At 60.8% G+C, this 17,866-nt stretch carries 20 protein-coding genes; 7 read left to right on the forward strand and 13 right to left on the reverse strand.

Annotated features, from left to right (window positions below):
- Positions 1-21: 21 nt before the first annotated feature.
- Complete coding sequence (locus tag AC4CS3_RS05975) at positions 22-705, reverse strand: GntR family transcriptional regulator (protein WP_490782636.1); 684 nt, start codon at positions 703-705, stop codon at positions 22-24.
- 576 nt (positions 706-1,281) lie between these two features.
- A complete protein-coding gene (locus AC4CS3_RS05980; RefSeq protein WP_490782637.1) occupies positions 1,282-2,202 on the reverse strand; it encodes a VOC family protein in 921 nt (306 codons plus the stop codon).
- 933 nt (positions 2,203-3,135) lie between these two features.
- Here AC4CS3_RS05980 and AC4CS3_RS05985 point away from each other — a divergent pair.
- The 3 genes from AC4CS3_RS05985 to AC4CS3_RS05995 all read left to right on the forward strand — a co-directional run bounded on the left by AC4CS3_RS05985 (position 3,136) and on the right by AC4CS3_RS05995 (position 3,871).
- The gene (locus tag AC4CS3_RS05985) at positions 3,136-3,279 is read left to right on the forward strand and encodes a hypothetical protein (RefSeq protein ID WP_490782638.1); all 144 of its coding nucleotides are present in this window, start codon (positions 3,136-3,138) and stop codon (positions 3,277-3,279) included.
- An 87-nt stretch (positions 3,280-3,366) separates the two neighbouring features.
- Complete coding sequence (locus AC4CS3_RS05990; RefSeq protein WP_490782639.1) at positions 3,367-3,711, forward strand: hypothetical protein; 345 nt, start codon at positions 3,367-3,369, stop codon at positions 3,709-3,711.
- 37 nt (positions 3,712-3,748) lie between these two features.
- Positions 3,749-3,871 carry a hypothetical protein gene (locus AC4CS3_RS05995; RefSeq protein WP_490782640.1) on the forward strand — a complete coding sequence of 41 codons (123 nt, stop codon included), beginning with the start codon at positions 3,749-3,751 and terminating at the stop codon, positions 3,869-3,871.
- Between the two features lie 631 nt (positions 3,872-4,502).
- On the opposite strand, the gene AC4CS3_RS06000 is transcribed toward AC4CS3_RS05995, so the two are convergent.
- The 3 genes from AC4CS3_RS06000 to dnaB all read right to left on the reverse strand — a co-directional run bounded on the left by AC4CS3_RS06000 (position 4,503) and on the right by dnaB (position 8,400).
- The gene (locus AC4CS3_RS06000; RefSeq protein ID WP_490782641.1) at positions 4,503-4,787 is read right to left on the reverse strand and encodes a hypothetical protein; all 285 of its coding nucleotides are present in this window, start codon (positions 4,785-4,787) and stop codon (positions 4,503-4,505) included.
- A gap of 181 nt (positions 4,788-4,968) precedes the next feature.
- Positions 4,969-6,165, reverse strand: a complete 1,197-nt coding sequence (locus AC4CS3_RS06005) for a TIR domain-containing protein (RefSeq protein ID WP_490782642.1) — start codon at positions 6,163-6,165, stop codon at positions 4,969-4,971.
- Positions 6,166-7,020: 855 nt separating this feature from the next.
- Complete coding sequence (gene dnaB / locus AC4CS3_RS06010) at positions 7,021-8,400, reverse strand: replicative DNA helicase (RefSeq protein ID WP_490782643.1); 1,380 nt, start codon at positions 8,398-8,400, stop codon at positions 7,021-7,023.
- 626 nt (positions 8,401-9,026) lie between these two features.
- On the opposite strand from dnaB, the gene AC4CS3_RS06015 reads away from it, so the two are divergent.
- Both AC4CS3_RS06015 and AC4CS3_RS06020 read left to right on the forward strand, forming a co-directional pair.
- On the forward strand, positions 9,027-9,506 hold the full coding sequence (locus AC4CS3_RS06015; protein ID WP_441412353.1) for a hypothetical protein: 480 nt from the start codon (positions 9,027-9,029) through the stop codon (positions 9,504-9,506).
- A 3-nt stretch (positions 9,507-9,509) separates the two neighbouring features.
- Positions 9,510-10,085 carry a hypothetical protein gene (locus tag AC4CS3_RS06020; protein WP_490782644.1) on the forward strand — a complete coding sequence of 192 codons (576 nt, stop codon included), beginning with the start codon at positions 9,510-9,512 and terminating at the stop codon, positions 10,083-10,085.
- Between the two features lie 27 nt (positions 10,086-10,112).
- On the opposite strand, the gene AC4CS3_RS06025 is transcribed toward AC4CS3_RS06020, so the two are convergent.
- The 6 genes from AC4CS3_RS06025 to rpsF form a co-directional block, all read right to left on the reverse strand.
- On the reverse strand, positions 10,113-10,739 hold the full coding sequence (locus AC4CS3_RS06025) for an FMN reductase (RefSeq protein ID WP_490782645.1): 627 nt from the start codon (positions 10,737-10,739) through the stop codon (positions 10,113-10,115).
- Between the two features lie 100 nt (positions 10,740-10,839).
- On the reverse strand, positions 10,840-11,676 hold the full coding sequence (locus AC4CS3_RS06030; RefSeq protein WP_490782758.1) for a PhzF family phenazine biosynthesis protein: 837 nt from the start codon (positions 11,674-11,676) through the stop codon (positions 10,840-10,842).
- 206 nt (positions 11,677-11,882) lie between these two features.
- A complete protein-coding gene (gene rplI, locus AC4CS3_RS06035; protein WP_236813849.1) occupies positions 11,883-12,335 on the reverse strand; it encodes a 50S ribosomal protein L9 in 453 nt (150 codons plus the stop codon).
- Positions 12,336-12,352: 17 nt separating this feature from the next.
- The gene (gene rpsR / locus AC4CS3_RS06040; RefSeq protein ID WP_003800144.1) at positions 12,353-12,592 is read right to left on the reverse strand and encodes a 30S ribosomal protein S18; all 240 of its coding nucleotides are present in this window, start codon (positions 12,590-12,592) and stop codon (positions 12,353-12,355) included.
- Between the two features lie 125 nt (positions 12,593-12,717).
- Positions 12,718-13,293 (reverse strand): single-stranded DNA-binding protein, encoded by a 576-nt coding sequence (locus tag AC4CS3_RS06045; RefSeq protein ID WP_078107100.1) that lies wholly within the window; start codon positions 13,291-13,293, stop codon positions 12,718-12,720.
- A 55-nt stretch (positions 13,294-13,348) separates the two neighbouring features.
- Complete coding sequence (gene rpsF / locus AC4CS3_RS06050) at positions 13,349-13,654, reverse strand: 30S ribosomal protein S6 (RefSeq protein WP_028267876.1); 306 nt, start codon at positions 13,652-13,654, stop codon at positions 13,349-13,351.
- A gap of 260 nt (positions 13,655-13,914) precedes the next feature.
- Here rpsF and AC4CS3_RS06055 point away from each other — a divergent pair, with 260 nt between their 5' ends.
- Together AC4CS3_RS06055 and AC4CS3_RS06060 are read left to right on the forward strand one after the other, a co-directional pair.
- The gene (locus AC4CS3_RS06055; RefSeq protein WP_490782646.1) at positions 13,915-14,253 is read left to right on the forward strand and encodes a YnfA family protein; all 339 of its coding nucleotides are present in this window, start codon (positions 13,915-13,917) and stop codon (positions 14,251-14,253) included.
- Positions 14,254-14,408: 155 nt separating this feature from the next.
- Positions 14,409-15,080 carry a DUF1345 domain-containing protein gene (locus tag AC4CS3_RS06060; RefSeq protein ID WP_490782647.1) on the forward strand — a complete coding sequence of 224 codons (672 nt, stop codon included), beginning with the start codon at positions 14,409-14,411 and terminating at the stop codon, positions 15,078-15,080.
- A gap of 1 nt (position 15,081) precedes the next feature.
- On the opposite strand, the gene AC4CS3_RS06065 is transcribed toward AC4CS3_RS06060, so the two are convergent.
- Together AC4CS3_RS06065 and AC4CS3_RS06070 are read right to left on the reverse strand one after the other, a co-directional pair.
- Positions 15,082-16,383, reverse strand: a complete 1,302-nt coding sequence (locus AC4CS3_RS06065) for a M18 family aminopeptidase (protein ID WP_490782648.1) — start codon at positions 16,381-16,383, stop codon at positions 15,082-15,084.
- A gap of 43 nt (positions 16,384-16,426) precedes the next feature.
- A complete protein-coding gene (locus AC4CS3_RS06070; RefSeq protein WP_490782649.1) occupies positions 16,427-17,650 on the reverse strand; it encodes a hypothetical protein in 1,224 nt (407 codons plus the stop codon).
- Positions 17,651-17,866 lie beyond the last annotated feature (216 nt).

The raw sequence follows: 17,866 nt of genomic DNA on the forward strand, positions 1-17,866 counted from the left end.
GGATCAGACCACAACCCATGGTCATAAATCAGAGAATTCCACGTCATGGGAAGCTAGTAAAAGCTCTGTAGTAAGCGAAATATGATGATCGAGAACCTCCACGGCCCGCTCCACATCTCCAGCCAGGACCGCATCCAGTAGCGCCTGGTGTTCGCCGTCGATATCCCTCTCCGGACTATGCCCCAGCGGAACCGACCATCTTCTATACAGCTCGGCCGAATCGCGCAGTTGTTTGGCTATGGACAGAAGCCTAGGATTGGCGCAGCCGCTCAGGAGCATGTCATGGAACTCAGCATGCGCCTCGACCCAGTCGTCGTTCAGCCTGTCCGGATCTGCGGGATCAAGCCGCGCCTGCTTTCCGAGCCGGTGATGGGCGGCCAGAACCTCCGACTCCCAGCCGTATCCGCCCTCTTTCATGGCGTGGCGAAGAGTGAGGGTTTCTATTTCCCGCCGGACCTCCGTTAAGTGCATGAGGTCGCTCTTCGATATAGGGATGACTCTGAATCCCTGCTGCGGTTCGACCAGGACGAGCCCCTGTTCCGCCAAGCGGGTGAGAGATTCCCTGATGACGCCCACACTCACGGAATAGTTAGCGCAGAGTTCCGCGAATGGGAGCTTCTCCCCGGGCTTCAATCTCCCCGCGAGTATGTCCCCACGAAGTTCGTTGTACGCACGCTCTTGTCGGGTCTTAGATCGAACCACCATGGCTAAATGCTATCAGAATCGAAGGTTGGCATAATATTCGAAATGCCGAGTGACAGATTTTTAATAGGTCTACACCCTGCGTCGACCGACTGGTTTCCTTCCCGGATGCTTCCGACCACGGCTGCGTGGGCAAGCACCGCCCAACTTCGTGGTCGCCAACTGAGTTTGTTCGCGAGTTTTTGGCTACTTCCGTTTGTGAAGCCCATACCAGTGATAAATCCCCCGGATTTCATACCCGTCATCCCTGTGAACACAGCGTCGGGCCCAGGAGGCGTCCCTGACCCAGACGGCCGATCCGTCTTCCATTTTGGCCTCCACGTGCCCGGACAGGGAGGGAAGACATTTGCCCGTCAAGAGAACAAGCAACCCGATGGGCACCTCGGACCAGTCTAAGAACACGTCGCCAACCGATGAGTCCCTGGTCAGCCCGCCGACCCCGCACACGTCGCTCGTTGGTGCGAAGCCAATCTCGCTATCGTGCAATACCATCGGCTTTCCTTCGGCCACCTTTCGTCGACTGGAGCTACGAGCCCTGAGATTTAGGGCTTATGGGTTGAATACAAGGTCGGTCAGCCCCTATTTCGGCCCGTGCACACCGGTCATGAGAGCCGCAAGATCTTCGGGTTTCAGGAAGGACGGAGGCGGGGGCGGTCCCCAGCTGAATAGTCCCTTCGCGCCTTCGAGGACTTCTGGCTTCCAGATTTCGTCTTCGGGAATGCAGTCCATATCCGAGTAGTACTCGGAGAAATTGCCAGCCGGATCCTTGAGGTACCAGAAGAAATTTGATCCCGCATAGTGCCGGCCAAGGCCCCAGATATGACGCTCCGGGTTGTCTTCGAGCATCGAGAAAGCACCGCGTCCGACATCATCGATGTCATTTACCTGCCATGACGTGTGGTGCAGGTAGTTGACGGGGGAATTCAAGACGAGGACGTTGTGGTGGTCTATTGAACAACGGAGGAAGCTGCCCTCGTTTTTGATTTGATCACTGACCTTGAACCCGACGCCTTCGATGAAGAACCTGAGAGTTGCCTCCAGATTCACTGATCCGATAACAACGTGTCCGAGCTTTCGGGGCCGTACCCGGTCCTCGCGCAAGATGCCCGGCGCCCTGCTAGTCCTCTCGTATCGTCCAGGTCCGTTGTAAGGCGTGGCAGGTGTCGGTTTCTGCGCCACTCTGGGGGCAAGCCTCACCGAGACACGGATGTGCGCGACGGGCTCGACTACCGAGATCGAGTCATAGGTCTGCTCTACCGGCAGTCCCAGCGCGCTCAGATTCCGGGCGATTCTTGCGAGGTCATCTTGGTGATCGGCAGCTACGGAGAGTTCGACTAGACGCCTAGTCGGAGCGTGGACGATTCTTAGCTGTTCCCCACCGTCGGTGGTGGCAAATCGCCCCTCCCCTAGTGGGGCGAGTCCAAAGTCCTCATAATACGCCTCAGTTTCAGTGACATTCGGAACCCCCATGGTCACCGAAGCCAGTCTGTGGAGCGCCATGATCAGCAGCCTTTCCGTGAGATTTCCCGTGGGCACGACGCATGCCCCGCGGTTGCAACCCGCCCTGCCGCGTACGACAAGCAGATCCGCGAAGTGCGACGGCAACAGGGCAGGGAGTTCCTGGACGAAACTTCTTGGTTCACTCGACCCTCCACTCCTCGTTGAGTACGTGGCCCCCGCGGACCCGTCTATAGATGCTCGCACCCAAATATTCGTTACGTCAACAAATTTTCGAAAATACCCAGCAATTTTTTTTACGGGAGTCTGTCATGGATACATGATGCCTACGTACAGTTCGGCGTTCCTCAGGGCTACCGGGGCGCCATGGCCATACGAAGTTTGCACGGGCTGGGTACAGGAGGAAGCAGAAGTGTCTATAAGCCGGAATCTCGTACGGCCGATCACCGTCACCAAAGTGTCATTACACAGCCTTCACGACGCTGTGTCTTGATGAAAAGGGTGGCCCAACGAAAAGGCGCAAGCTGACCCGTGACAAAATCGGCCGAGCGCTGACGCATCTCTCGGCCACCCCCATTAGCCTTCGCAGAGGAAGGCCAGACTGTCAACTAACGAAGCGGCCCCGTATCTCTCCCGAAGTCCTCTCCATGAAAGGATTCCCGTCGAGGACTGCACGGGCCGCCTCGAGCTGCCCGTCAGCGCCTCCGTAAGGGCGGGGATCTTCGCCGCAGGCCTTTCTTTGCCAGATCGGCCAGCATTGTCTTTGCCAGATCGGCCAGCGACTTCGGCCCTCAAATCCGCCGGCCAGTCCGCGATTCCGGCACCCCAGGCTCCTGCGGCCTTGAGCCTGGCCACGAAATCGTCGTACCTTCGATTCATGCGGGCGGTGTAGTCTTCATCGACGTCATCCGCTGGCACGCCAACGGGTATACCCGGAGTGTCTCCGCCGTCGGGGATTTGGCTGTCTACGGCTCGGTGACCAAGCGCAGCGACAACAGCGGCAAGCGAATGGGCGAGTGGTTTTCGATCGACAACTGGCCGCCCACCGAACAGAAGGACCTCGCGAAGACCATCGACGTCGAGGATATTTCCGTGATGTGTGGACGCAGCTGCTTCTAACCTGTCAGAAGGCCGGTCCCCTAAAACACCCAGTCACCGTAAGGACGAACTAACCAAAACCCCGCGACCCTCTGCGAACATTGAGGCATGAACGAAGTAGCGCTTGTGGTCTCAGTTCTTGCGTTTCTGGCGGCGGCCCTGAGCGCCCTGTTCACCCGACAGCAGGTGCGCGTAGCACAGTCAGCATCAGGCGCCCAATCGCTCCTCACTGTCCTGGATTACCTCCAACGCCCTGATATCCGTGATTCAAGGAGGGAGGTTCTCACGGTCTTGAGAGACCTACCCGTCTCAGCATGGACAGACGAGCAACGAGCTACCGCCTCAAATGCGGCGGCCTCCTATGATCTGGTGGGGACGCTCCTGCGCAGCGGAGTCGTGGAACCCGGTCCTATCATCCAGAACTATGGGGCCCAGCATCATTCGTTGTCATGAGGTGTGTAGCCCCATGATTAAAGGCTTCCGAGGCAGCATGGCCGATACGCTAGCCCGAAGCTACTGGGACGACTTCGATTGGCTGGCCGATGAGGCTCGCAAGGCATTCAGCCACCCGGACCCTTCCATCGACAGCCAGGAGAACACCGACGGAGCGTGACCGGCCCGGGCTCTCAACTGTCGTATTTTGTCGAACGACGGCCGCGACGACAGCCTGCCCTGACTCGCAGTAACAATGACATAGACGTCTGCCAGCATGTCAAGACACGGTGCAGACACCTGCGCTGGTTCTCTTGACCGAGCCGGGACTCCAAGTCTTACTACGCTCGACGGTCAATCCGCGCTTCACTCGATACCGCCGCACGGTCTTCGGGTCGACGACGAAGACCGGCCCCTGGTTGCCACGCTCGATTTCTCGCTGGAAGCGAGAAAAGCGCGGGTTGACTGCCGGCCCTGCTGCTGGTATCACCTCAGGGCGCCGAAGAGCAGGACAACGTTCGTTCCACCCTTGCGCACACCTAACGCGAACACCATTCCGTCGAGCCGCGGGTCGCTTTGTGGAACCAGGGTGGCGTATAGATCGGCGTCGTTGACATCGTTTCTGCCGGCTGACAGTTGCTGTCGCGAAGCACCCATATAAGCCTCGGGATAGGAACCGAGTGGGCGGCGCCCGAATTCATCGGCTAGACCGACGTCGAACACCCTGAATGACTGGTTGAGATCAATTCTGGTTAGTGGCTTCGCTCCCTGCTGCCCCCGGTCGCGGTCTTCGGTGAACGAGCACCGAACAGCTAAACAGCAAAGGCGGCGCCGCACACAAGACAGTAGAACGGGCTTTTGGCGTCGTCTAGAACTTTGACAGGCTCATAGGAATGGCACGGGGAAGCGATGATCGCCATGTCGTCGGGCTCCGACAAGGGCATCGGAACGTCGGGGGTGTCGAGGCTTCCTGTCTTCTCGACTCTTAAGTATTGGCTCTTGAGTCCATTGAATGCATCCCCCAACTCGTTATCAAGCTCCTGCATTAAGACAGAGATGGCGAGATTGCGCGCATATTCCTGCTGTTCCTGGGTCATCCATTCCCCCGGGCCAGCGGGTTTCCCACACGTGGGGCAATAGAAGGCTGGCGGAGGTGAATGACCCTCTGCTTCCTCGTTCGCGGGGCCGGCATGCCATTTGAAGGGCTTGTGGCATCTGGGGCATTCGCGGCGGAGGAAGCCATCGTTGTCCACTGGCAACTCGAGCGGGAGGTTCATTTCAGGTTCCGCTCACGAATTCGGTCTTGTCGATCGGTGTCCCGTCGGCAGTCTTTCCAGTGATCCTGATATTGAAATACGAGCTGGGCACAGATCCGAACGTAGCTCCGAATCGTTTGAGAACGACCACAGACTTGCCTTCTGGCAGCACGGGCACAGGAATTTGGTCTGCGTCACGATAGATGCGGGTTTCTTCGCCGTCCACTGGGGTAGCGTCGAGCTCGTATATGTCGCCAGGCCCGTGGTTGGTGACCACTATGTGGCTCAACTGGTTTCCGCCTCGCTCGTTTAGGCGAGCCGTCACCGTTGGCAGACCCCTCTTGGTCGATGACGGCAACCGCCGCCCAATCGGCAGTCCTCCGCCTGGAGGAGCGGGCGGGGTGAGGTCACCCGAACTGTGCCAGTCGGTCCCGTCTAGGTTGACGGAGCAGCCTGCGGTTTTGAGTCGCCCTGCGAGGTCCTGCCTCCTCTGCGTTGAGTTGTTGAGGCGAACAACATGACGGCCGTGGATGTCGCTGAAGACTTTGATCTGGCCCAGTTCGACGATGATCGTGCGTTCAGGGTTTCGCCCCATGGCCATCCCGGCCTCGTAGAGTACGTTTGGCCGTGGCTGCATCTGGGGCGTGCATTCCGGATCGCCCGAGTCTGCAAGGGACTCATGAAGATGGGCGATGTCGTCAGGTGTCTGTAGGACGACAACTGCTTGCGCGGCGTTGAAGGCAGCATCGAGCACATCCCCGATGTAGGGCGTCCCCGTCCCGGTCATTGCCAGCGCCGTGGACCACTCGATGGGCTCGAGTCCGATAGATCGGAGAAAGGCGAAAAGATTTACCCGAGCCTGTTCGTTTCGTCCGTGGATGACAAAAACCTTGCGCTGATCGGGCGTTCGTTCCTCGCTCATGACGACTGAACCTCCTGTGTCTGCTGCTACATTGGCCGTTGCTGTCTCAGTGATTCCGGTCTCGTTTCGCTGCGCCGGTTGGTTGACGTTGAGGTGATTTATGTACTCGGACGCGGTGGTCATGTTCCGGTACGCTCGAAGGTTCTCGACGCGGAGGGTCACCTGCCACTCATTGCTGCTTTCTACCACGTACAGCGTTACGTATTCCTTCATTAAGAGAGCTGCGAGGGCAGCCAAAGGCATGGGATACGGACGATCCGAAAGCTCGTCGATGAGGTAGCCGACGCAGCTCTCCATTGGGATGACGGTTGAGTACCGTCCTCGGTCCGCTTCAGTGATGCTCCGCTGTGACATGCCGCTGATCGCCCCGACGAGGGAATCTGGCAGCACGTGAGCCAGTCGCCCGCTCAGAGCAAGCTGATGGAGGCCAGCAATCGTAAGGCCAACGTACCCTTTCGGTGTGGGCTGCGGGGTCGAGAATTCCGATCGCCACACGAGCCCGTAGGACTGTCCCACAGAGTTGTGGGCTCGGGGCACGGAGGGCAAGTCCGCCAGCACTTGGGAGGGATCGAGGTCCTGATGCTGCTTCCAGAAGAAGTGGCTGACGCTCTCCCAACGAGGCCAGACCGATTCCGGCCCGTCTCTGGGGCCATCGGACCGGAGCGCGTAGTACATCTGAGCCCAGATTGTGTCGAGGAGATCGAGCTCAGCCGCGTTAAGGGGGCGTAGGAGGTCTTCAGCGGTTCGTCCGACCATGCCTTCTGCCCTTCCTCTTAGAACTACGTCTCACTTCTACCCCTTTGGTCGCGTCTCGATGGCGCCCGCACGGACGCGCCTGCTCAGCATTTCATCGGGCTCAATGAAGACCACAAGCAAGGAGCGCCTCGCGTCAGCCGTTCGCCCGCCACACAATTTCGGTTGTCTCACGGCGACCAATATTCCAAGCTCATTAATCTCCCGACTTCGCTACCTTGTCCTCGCAATCCTGAGTCCGCACCTCGGACCCGGCGGATCTCTCTCGACACCAACGCCTAATTTGAGCCCAGAGTCGGGGCGGCCATTCGGCGTGGCCACGAGGCGATCTCCATTCCGCCAGCTCGGCGATTGGGCGAGTGTCAAAGTTGACTCACGTTTGTCTAACTTCGAGCGGAATCAATAACCGCCGCCAGTCTCGCCCGCCATGTTGGCGAAGCGGGAGTAATGCCCCTGGAAGGCAACCACGATGTCCTTGGTGGGACCGTTACGGTGCTTGGCGATGAGGATGTCAGCCTCGCCGGCACGGGGGGATTCTTTGTCGTAGACATCCTCGCGGTGAAGCAGGATGACCATGTCGGCGTCCTGCTCGATGGAGCCGGATTCACGGAGGTCCGAGACCATGGGCCGCTTGTCCTGGCGCTGTTCGGATCCACGGTTGAGCTGCGAGAGGGCGATGACCGGAACCTGCAGCTCCTTGGCCAACAGCTTGAGCGCGCGCGAGAATTCGGAGACTTCCTGCTGACGGGATTCCACCTTCTTGCCGGAGCTCATGAGCTGGAGGTAGTCGAGGATCACCAGCTTGAGGTCGTGCTGCTGCTTCAGGCGACGGCACTTGGCCCTGATTTCCATGAGGGACATATTGGGGCTGTCATCGATGAACAACGGAGCATCGTTCATGCGGCCCATCGTGGTGGCGATCTTGGACCACTGCTCATCCTTGATGGTGCCCTTGCGGAGGTCCTGGAGGCCAATGGTGGCTTCCGCAGACAGCAGGCGCATCGCGATTTCATTCCGTCCCATTTCCAGGGAGAACATCACGGTGGCGAGGTTGTGCTTGATGGCAGCCGAACGGGCGAAGTCAAGCGCGAACGTGGACTTACCGACGGCGGGGCGCGCGGCGATGACGATCATCTGACCCGGGTGCAGGCCGTGGGTGAGCTCATCGAGTTCATAGAACCCGGTGGGGACACCCGTCATGCCTTCTCCGCGGTGGCCGGATGCCTCGATCTCATCAACGGTGGATTCCATGACGTCCTTGAGCGCCACGTAATCTTCCGCCGTGCGGCGTTCGGCCACGGCATAGATCTCGGCCTGGGCCTGGTTGACGAGGTCTTCCACCTCGCCGTCCTGGCCGTAGCCCATCTGGACGATCTTGGTGCCGGCGTTGACGAGTCGGCGCAGGACGGCTCGCTCAGCCACGATTTCGGCGTAGTAGCCGGCGTTGGCCGCCGTGGGCACGGTCTGGATGAGCTCGTGCAGGTAGGCAGGGCCGCCGATCCTGTTGATCTCGCCGCGTTTGGTCAGCTCATCGGACACTGTGACGGCATCGGCAGGTTCGCCGCGGCCGTAGAGATCGATGATGGACTCGTAGATCGTCTCGTGGGCCGGGCGGTAGAAGTCATGGCCGCGGACAATTTCCACGACGTCGGCAATGGCGTCCTTGGACAGCATCATGCCGCCGAGAACCGATTGCTCAGCGGGAATGTCCTGGGGAGGTTTGCGACTGGCGTCCGATGTCCGGCCGCCCTCGATCGAATCCAAGTGCGTAACTGACAAGCCGTCCTCCATTGTGTACCGCGCAGATAACTGTTCCCGGCGGTGCGGTAGGCCAATGCCCAGGTGTGGGTTGCTCCGACCGCGCCGTTTATGCCGGCTGGTCCAAACTGTTCCGTAGGGCACCGACAATTTTGGTTCCCCGAGATTTCCACAACTTATCCACAGACAAGTCCGCGGGCGCGCTGCTTTTCGACGGCACCGAGGTGTAGTCCACAAGAAACAGGGGTTTTCCAAGTACCTAAAGCAGGTACTCAGCCACGTTAGCCCTGCTTTTCCGAGGCACCAAGCCGGGCCTGTGGATAAAGTGTGGAATACACACCCCTACTTGTGCACAGTCTGTGCATGACCCTGTGGAAAGAGAATTTCTTTTTCCGGCAAATGGCCTCTGAGCTGGGGAAACGTTCTTCAGGCCATGTGGATCAAAAGTATTTTCTCCAGGGGATCATCCACAGGCCGATTCGCTCAATGCGCACCTCTCCCCTCACTCAAGCGCCCCAGGAGGGATAAATATGCCGAAAATGTGATACTCCCCACAATCTCTCCCGGAATTTGACAGCCTGCTCTCAGAAACTATGCCGTAGCAGGAATGTGCTGTGGATAACCGCGTTCTGACATAAGCTCAAGGTATGGGTTTCACCATTGGGGATGTACTGCTGGTCGCAATGCCCGTTGTCATCCTTGTGGCTGTGATTTGGGCCCTGACGGAGGCATTCAAGCCACGCAACTCAGGGCTGTCCGACGCCGAGCGCTATCAACGTGAGCTGGCCGCCCGCTCGGCAGCCCACCAGGCCGCCCAAGTGCAGGCGGCGACGGCGGCAAGGGCCCGTATCGATGCGTCCACCAGGCCGAGCCAAAACGCGCAGCAGCAGTCGCAGCAGGACAGCCAGTCGCGGGCCGCGCTCAGGGCGCAAGCCGGGGCCAGCCCGGGGGTCGGCCAGGCCGGCTACAACGGCCCCATTCTGCCCAACGGGCAGTTGAATCCACAGTTCGCCCTGCAATTGCAGGGAATGGTCCGCAGTGGGCAGAAAATCCAGGCGATCAAGCTCCTGCGCCAGCAAACCCACTCGGACTTGTTGACCGCCAAGAACTACATAGATCGGCTTTAGCGCATGTCATCCCTACTCGTTCCGGTCTTGATCCTGGCGGCCGTCGTCGTCGGCGTGCTGCTGATCGGCCGCGTGCTCTCCCGCCGCTCCGCGGAACTTCGCGACAATGCCGCCACCGGCAAGGCTGCCGTGGACCCTGTGGAGCTGGCCCGCGAGGCCGCCGCGAAGCTCAGTGAGGACCAACACCGGCAGCTGTATTCCCTGATCGCCCAAGGTCAGGCCATGGCGGCCATCAAGCTGTACCTCAGCGCCACCGGGGAGGGGCTGCGTGCCTCACGGGACGCCGTCGGCGCCCTTGCAGCGCACCCGCAGCCCTTCCGCAAGCCCGAACCCGCCCCGCAGGACCTCATGCCCGACGACGACGAGCCGGAACACTTCCCGTACCGTTACCGGGCAATCGTCAGCAAGGGCGACGTCACACGTGAAGTGAGCAGCAACATGCTCAATGACGAGATCTACGGACGGATCCGGACCCTGGCCAAGAGCGGCGACATCGAAGCCGCAGCGTTGGCCTTGACCAAGCATTCCGATATCAGCATGAAGCAGGCCCGGGAGTTCATCGAGCTGCTCGACGACTAGCGCCAGGTGCGGCTCAGCCCGGCTTGCCTAGCGTCCCGCGGTGATCCCCGCGAGGAGTTGCTCAAACGGCAGGGATTCCATGGCGTCCGCCTTGCGGTGCGGCTGCTCGCCGCTCAGGAGCCGGGTCAGCTCGCCGGCCGCGCGGTCCACGCGGACCGATAGCGGCGACGCTCCGTCGTCGGTGTTTCCCCAATCCTGGGGCCCGGCGAAAACGGACGTCTGGGTTATCCGGGTGCGAAGGTAGGTGAAGAGCGGACGCATGGCGTAGTCGAGCACCATTTGGTGCCGGTCGGTGCCGCCCGTGGCGCCGAGAAGAACTGCCTTGCCGTCCAGGGACTTCGGGTCCAGAACGTCGATGAAGGACTTGAACAGCCCGCTGTAGGAGGCGCTGAAGACGGGCGTCACGGCGATGATGCCATCAGAATCCTCGACGCCGGCGATCACCTCCGCGAGGCGCGGTGCGGCATAGCCGGTGACGAAGTTGTTGGCGATATCCACGGCCAGGTCCCGGAGTTCGATAACGTCCACCCGCACCTCGTACCCGGCATCGCCCAGCTGGCGCTTGGCCGACGCAGCGAGCTGGTCTGCCAGAAGCCTGCTCGACGACGGTACGCCAAGTCCGGCGGAAAGGACGGTTATGCGGCGGGTCTCCATGGCGATCTCCTGTTGCTGGGCGGTTCGATGGCTTCAAACCAGAGTACATGCATTTGCATCTATACTCCCAAACTGTGCCCCCGCCCGTTTTATTCCCCTGCTACAGCCGGACGGTTCCCTGGATGCACATGACCGAGCTCCCGCCTACCCAGATGTCGCCGTCTTCCGCTTTAACGTGGATGCGTCCCGCCCGGCCCAGCACCGTACCCTGCGCGGCGACGTATTGTTCCGGCGCCCGGCCGCTGCCGATCAGCCACTGGGCGGCCCCCGCATTGAAGCTTCCAGTCACGGGGTCCTCCACTATGGCGTCTCCCGGAATGAACGTCCGGACCTCGAAATCGACGCCGGCACCCGGTTCATGGGGACCGATCACACCAACCTTCAGCTCCCCCAAAGCCGTAAGGTCCGGCTCGAGGCCAAGGACCTGTTCGGCCGATTCGAGCAGCACACCGATCCATTGCGGGCCGTTGACCAGCCACGAGGCATCGGAGAGTGCGGTTCGGGGCAGGCGGAGTCCGGCGGCCAACTGTTCCATGATTGCCTTGTCCATGGGCCCGAAGCGCGTCAGTGGAGGCGCAGCGAAGGCGAGGCGGCCGCCGTCGAGCTTTACCTTGACCAAGCCTGCCCCGCATTCCTGCACCAGCATCCCTTCCTGCTTAGGCACTCCTCCGGACGCCAGCCAAGCATGCGCCGAGCCGAGCGTCGGATGTCCCGCGAAAGGAAATTCCTCGCTGCCGGTGAAGATCCGGACCCGGTAATCGGCCGCAGGATCACTCGGCGGCAGCAGGAAAGTGGTTTCAGACAGGTTGGTCCAGTTTGCAAAGTGCTGCATCTGCTCCGCGCTGAGCCCTTCAGCGTCGACGACGACGGCAAGCGGATTGCCGAGGTACGGCACGTCAGTGAAGACATCCACTTGCGAGAAGGGCCTGATGCGCATCGTTTCAAGGTTCACCCCGGCAGGCTATCAAGTTCCACCGGCCACGGCCCCCAGCCCTGTCTTCTTCAGGCGAACTGGCAGCTAATGCCCCTCACGAGGCCGCCAGAGGGCATCTACTGCCAGTTCGCGGGCCCCGAAACCGCGCAAAGCAAAGGACCCCCGCCTCCGGAAACCAGAGACGGGGGTCCTTCAAGCTACGTCAGAGACTATTTTGCTGCAACGACCTCGAGGTCGATGACAGCGGAAACGTCCTCGTGCAGGCGGACGTTGGCCTGGTACGAACCAAGTGACTTGATGTGGTTCGGCAGTTCAACGTTGCGCTTGTCGATGGAGCCGAGGCCAGCGGCCTCAACTGCAGCAGCGACATCAGCCGGCTTGACGGTGCCGAAGAGACGACCGGACTCGCCGGCCTTCACTACGAGCTTGACCTTCTTGGAAGAAAGCGCAGAAGCCTGGGCCTGTGCAGCTTCAACCGAAGCGTGGGCACGAGCAGCGCGGGCAGCCTTGATGGACTCAACCTGCTTCTCGCCACCCTTGGTCCAGGTCAGAGCGAAGCCGCGGGGCAGCAGGAAGTTACGTGCGTAACCGTCCTTGACCTCGACAACATCGCCAGCAGCACCGAGACCGGTTACTTCGTGGGTCAGAATGAGCTTTGCCATGTTAGTTAATCCCTTCCTTAGCCGCGGCCAGCGCCGGAGTAAGGCAGCAGAGCAACTTCGCGGGCGTTCTTGATTGCCTGGGCGATTTTGCGCTGTTCCTGCACCGTGACGCCAGTGACGCGACGGGCGCGGATCTTTCCGCGGTCGGAGATGAACTTGCGCAGCAATGCTACGTCCTTGTAGTCGATGACAGTGATGTCAGCGGCCTTCAAGGGGTTGGACTTTGGTTTGGGCTTACGGAGTTCAGCCTTAGCCATCGTGGAGCTCCTTTTCTATGGAGCCCGTGGAATGGATCCACGGGATGGTGGTGCTCGACGGCGGTCGCCACCCGGGTGCCTCGCGGCACGTCCGGCGGGTTCCGGCGTCGAACTTTTATGAGTATTTAGAAGGGAGGTTCAGAATCCGGGCCGTTGCCCCATCCACCCGCATTGCTGACGCCCGGGGTAGCCCAGGGGTCTTCCTGCGGTGCGGATTGGCCGCCGCCCCATGTTCCGCCGGAGTTGCCGCCCTGGTTTGCACCAGCGCCGCCACCTCCGAAGCCGCCGCTGTTGTTGCCGCCGCCGAAGCCGCCCTGACCACCCTGACCGCCGGAGCGCTGGGTGCGGTTGACCTTGGCGTTGGCGTAACGCAGGCTCGGGCCGATTTCATCGACTTCGAGCTCGATAACGGTGCGCTTCTCGCCTTCCTTGGTTTCGTAGGAACGGCTCTTCAGGCGGCCGGAAACGATCACGCGCATACCCTTGGTGAGGGATTCGGCGACGTTTTCAGCTGCTTCGCGCCATACCGATGCGCGGAGGAACAGGGTTTCCCCGTCCTTCCACTCATTGGACTGGCGGTCGAAGGTCCGGGGAGTAGAAGCGATGGTGAAGTTCGCTACCGCCGAGCCTGACGGTGTGAACCGCAGTTCGGGGTCATTGGTGAGATTACCGATGACCGTAATAGTGGTTTCGCCTGCCATCTACTGCCTCCTTGTTCGTTCCTGCGGGGTAAAGAATGAAAGCCTGGAGCTGAAATTACTCAGCAACGACCTTCTGCTCTTCGGGGCGGGTGATCTTGGTGCGCATGATGGTCTCGTTGAGACTCAGCTGGCGGTCAAGTTCCTTGGCGGTTTCCGGCTTGGCGGTGAAGTTCACCACAGCGTAGATACCTTCGGACTTCTTCTTGATGTCGTAAGCGAGGCGACGGCGGCCCCAGATGTCAACCTTTTCGATGGTTCCACCATCGGTGGTGATGACATTGAGGAACTTCTGAAGCGACGGCTCTACGGTACGCTCTTCGACCTCGGGGTCGATGATTACCATCAATTCGTAAGGACGCATATGTGAACCCACCTCCTTTGGGCTAAGCGGTTACGGCATTTCCGTAACAGGAGGTTCATTTGCGATGAACAGTGCTGCTGACCGCTTCCAGAAGCGGAAGCAGGGCGCAGCACAGACTTCAATATCTTAGTCCATTTCCCGCCTCTAAGCCTATTCGGCGTGTCGGCAAGGTGGAATGAGCGGCGGCGCATATGTGGAAAACCCAGGTATGTGGATAACTCCCGCGGAACCGGCGCGCCAGCCTCAGGCAGACTGAACCCATGACCATCCTCAAATCCGTCGCACTCTTTGTCCTCGCGGCCGTCGCCGAGATCGGCGGGGCGTGGCTCGTGTGGCAATCAGTCAGGGAAGCCAAACCGTGGTGGTGGGCTGGCCTTGGGATCGTGGCCCTCGGCATCTACGGGTTCGTGGCGGCGTTCCAGCCTGACGCACACTTCGGCCGTGTCCTCGCAGCATATGGGGGGGTGTTCATCGCCGGATCATTGGCTTGGGGAATGCTCATGGACGGTTTCCGCCCGGATCGTTGGGACGTCATCGGCGCCGTGATCTGCATCCTGGGCGTCGCCGTCATCATGTTCGCGCCCCGGCCGGTCAGCTAAGCCGGCAAGGCAGCTAAGCCGTCACGCTGCGCAACTTTCTGGACCGTCCGACGTCGGGATCCCCCGGTTTTCGTCCGGCGCAGTTCCACGCCGGACGCTAAAAGTCTGCGTGGCGTGACGCCGGGGCCGGCCAACCCCCGTGCCATGATCTGACTATGAACGCCGCAGCAAGGAACCAACGTCCGAAGTCTGCCCGTGCCAAACGTTCCCGATTGCGATTCGGGCTGATGATCCTCACCGGCATCGCTGCCGCGGTGGCGACCGGGATCTGGGGTCAGTGGATTTACGCACCCGCCGCGGGCTGGGCGGTTGCAGCGGTGGTCTACAACGTTTTCGTGTGGACAGTCATCACCCCGATGAAGGCCGATCAGACGAGAAGCCACGCCACGGAAGAGGATCCGCGGCGCTCCACTGCCGACCTTCTCATCCTGTGTGCCGCGGTCGGTTCCCTGGCAGCCGTCGTGCTGGTGATGATCGGCGCCAAGGATGCGCACGGATTCGACAAATTCATGCTCGCCTTGCTGGCCCTCGTTGGTGCAGCGGCCTCGTGGCTGCTGGTCCACACCCTCTTCACCTTGCGTTATGCCGAGGTGTACTACACGTCCGATCCACCCCAAGGCATCGAGTTCAACCAAAAAGAACCGCCGCAATACACGGATTTCGCGTACATGGCATTCAGTCTGGGGATGACCTACCAAGTCTCGGACACGTCGATCACCACCAGGGCAATGCGGTCCGCTGCTTTGCGGCACAGCCTGCTCGCCTACGTTTTCGGCGTCGGGATTCTGGCCACCACGATCAACCTCGTGGTGAGCCTCGCATCCTGAGCTAGATCGCTGTTCGGAAGAACAACTCCGCCAACGTGGCCAAATGGCGCGGGTCTTCAACGCCGCATAGCTCGCGTGCCGAGTGCATCGACAAAAGGGGCACGCCGACGTCGACCGTCCGGATCCCCAGGCGGGTAGCCGTCAGTGGACCGATGGTAGAGCCGCACGGCACGTCGTTGTTGGAGACGAACTCCTGGTAGGGGATGCCCGCCTCGCCGCAGAGCCGGGCCCAGAAGGCCGCGCCGGTGGCGTCCGTGGCGTAACGCTGGTTGGCGTTGATTTTGAGGAGCGGTCCGCCATTGAGGATGGGCCGGTTGGCGGGATCGTGCCGCTCCGGGTAGTTGGGGTGGACGGCGTGGCCGGCATCCGCGGAAACACAGAACGACGCCGACAACGCCTGGCGCCATTGACTCACGGTGGCGCCGAATCCGTCAGAGATCCGGGTGAGGATGTCTTCGAGGATGGGTCCGCAGGCCCCGGAGCGCGAGGCCGAGCCGATTTCTTCGTGGTCGAAGGCCGCCAGGACGGCGATGGGGCCGGCGGTCGGCGCACCCGCGGTTGCGTGCGCAATGAGTGCCGCAAGCCCTGCGTGGGTTGAAGAGAGGTTGTCGAGCCGTCCTGAAGCGAAGAACTCGCCCTTGGCACCGAACTGCTCAGGCGCCTGGGTGTCCGCGACGACGATGTCGTAGCCGCCGATCTGGGCCGGATCCACGGAAGCCGCGGACACGGAGTCCGCCAGGATTGCCAGGACGTCCGCGGAACCGGGATCGCCGAGGCCGAATACCGGGTTCATGTGCTGTTGCTTGTCGAGCGCGAGGCCGTCATTGACAGCCCGGTCCAAGTGGATGGCCAACTGCGGGAAGCGCAGGAGCGGTCCGGTAGCTGTGAGGTGCTGGGTGCCGTCCAGCATCACGAGCCGGCCCGCGAGCCGAAGCTCACGATCCAGCCAGGAGTTCAACAAAGGGCCGCCGTAGACCTCCACGCCGGCCTGGAGCCAGCCGAACTTGCCTGTCGTCGGCTTGGGCTTGAGCTTGAAGGACGGAGAATCCGTGTGGGCGCCAAGGATGTTGAACGCCGTAGTCGGAGTTGCGCCTTCGGGCGTCACCCAAGCAATGAGGGCGCCATCCCGGATCACGTAGAAGCGGCCAGCCCCGCCCTCCCATGGCAGAAGTTCATCAAGGGCCGTGAAACCTGCCGCATCGAGGCGGCGCGCGGCCTCGTGTACGGCGTGGAAGCTCGACGGCGATGCGCTCACATACGCGCCAAGGTCCTGGATGTGTGCTGCAGCGGAGTTCGAAGGCATGGCTTCGAGTCTAGCCGCGGCCGCGGATTTGCCGGCCCGTCGTTCAACGTCGGATGAACAATTCTGCCGTGGGTTCGGCTGATTTGAGGACCCAGCCGGGGTTTGTGTTTAGCCAGCGGGCCAGCCCGGTAGCGGGAGGGACCAGGACGCAGTCCGCACCGCGCAGCCCTTCGTTCAGATCCCCTTGGCCATCGAGGACGCGCAAGGATTGCGTGACCCGCTCCGCGCCATAGAGATCATTTCGCGAATCAATGGACACTGGCACATCGGGCCTTTCTAAGATCACCAGTCCGCCCAGCTGGTATTCGTTGAACAACTTGCAACCAGCCGGAATGGCCTGGATGGCTGCGCGAGGGAAATGTGCTGGATCCGGACGGCCGAAGAAAGGGAGATTGAAAACTGCTAGCCCTATAGCGATCACGAGGACCGCGGTGGCACCTTGGAAGAACAACCGTCGGCGACTGGCAAAGTAGCGCAACACCACCTCGTGTGACGCAAACGCCGCCAGAACCGGCAACGCAAGCAAGACAAGGATTGGAAGGACGCGCATTGCGGCCACTGATCCGCAGGCCGCAACTCCGATAGCGGCCGTGAATACCGGGTCTCCTCGGCGTGCCGCAACGCCAAGTCCGAGAAGACCGATGGCGAACATAACAAGCTGCAATGGATCAGCCGGGTTGAATGGCTGCCATTCCGTAATGACAGTCGATTCACTCTTGACTTGCAGCGTTTGGGCGAGCAGCCCTGCGCCGTAAGGATTTACGAGTGAGCAAAGCATTGTTACTAGTAGCGCTGCCAGAAACCAGCCTGATCGGCTGCGCGTGCTTCGTCTCAAGAACACCAAAAGGGCACTGGCACCCACAATTGCCACGCCCAGCAAAGCTCCCGCGTGCAAGTTGACCCAAAGAGTCGTCAGGACGGCGATAGCAATGAGCGGCCAAACCGGCTTAGGCACCTCTACCAGCCGCTGTAGGAACATCACGAGTGCCAGGACGGCAATGTAATCCACGAGCTGGGGCCGCGCCGACAAAAACAATGTCAACAATGGCACTCCAATCAGAAGCACCCAAGCGGACAGTACCGGCGCTGCTCCCAGGCGCCGGGCGAGAAGCAGCACCAGTCCACAGATGACGGCGACGAAGCATGCGCAGACAAGAGCAACACCCACCAAACCGGCCGCTTCGTAAGAGAAGCCGAGGACGACGTTGAAAACCCACGAGTTTAGCGTCCATGGTTTTCCGCTGACGGTCCACGAAAACGGATCCACTGAGGGAATTCGACCTTCGGCGATCATAAGGAGCCCCGTGCGGACCTGCCAAAATGTATCTGACTCGGCGAGGTTTTCGGACCGAATCAAGGCAAACGGAAGGAACGCCAACCACGCCAGCATCCAGAACTTGCCCGGCGCTTCAGTCCCCAGGCGAGAAGCAGCCTGGTTACTTTGCCCAACAACTTCGCTCCGCGGTTCCCCCATGAGCCATAC

The sequence above is a fragment of the Arthrobacter sp. SE2 genome (assembly GCF_058244265.1).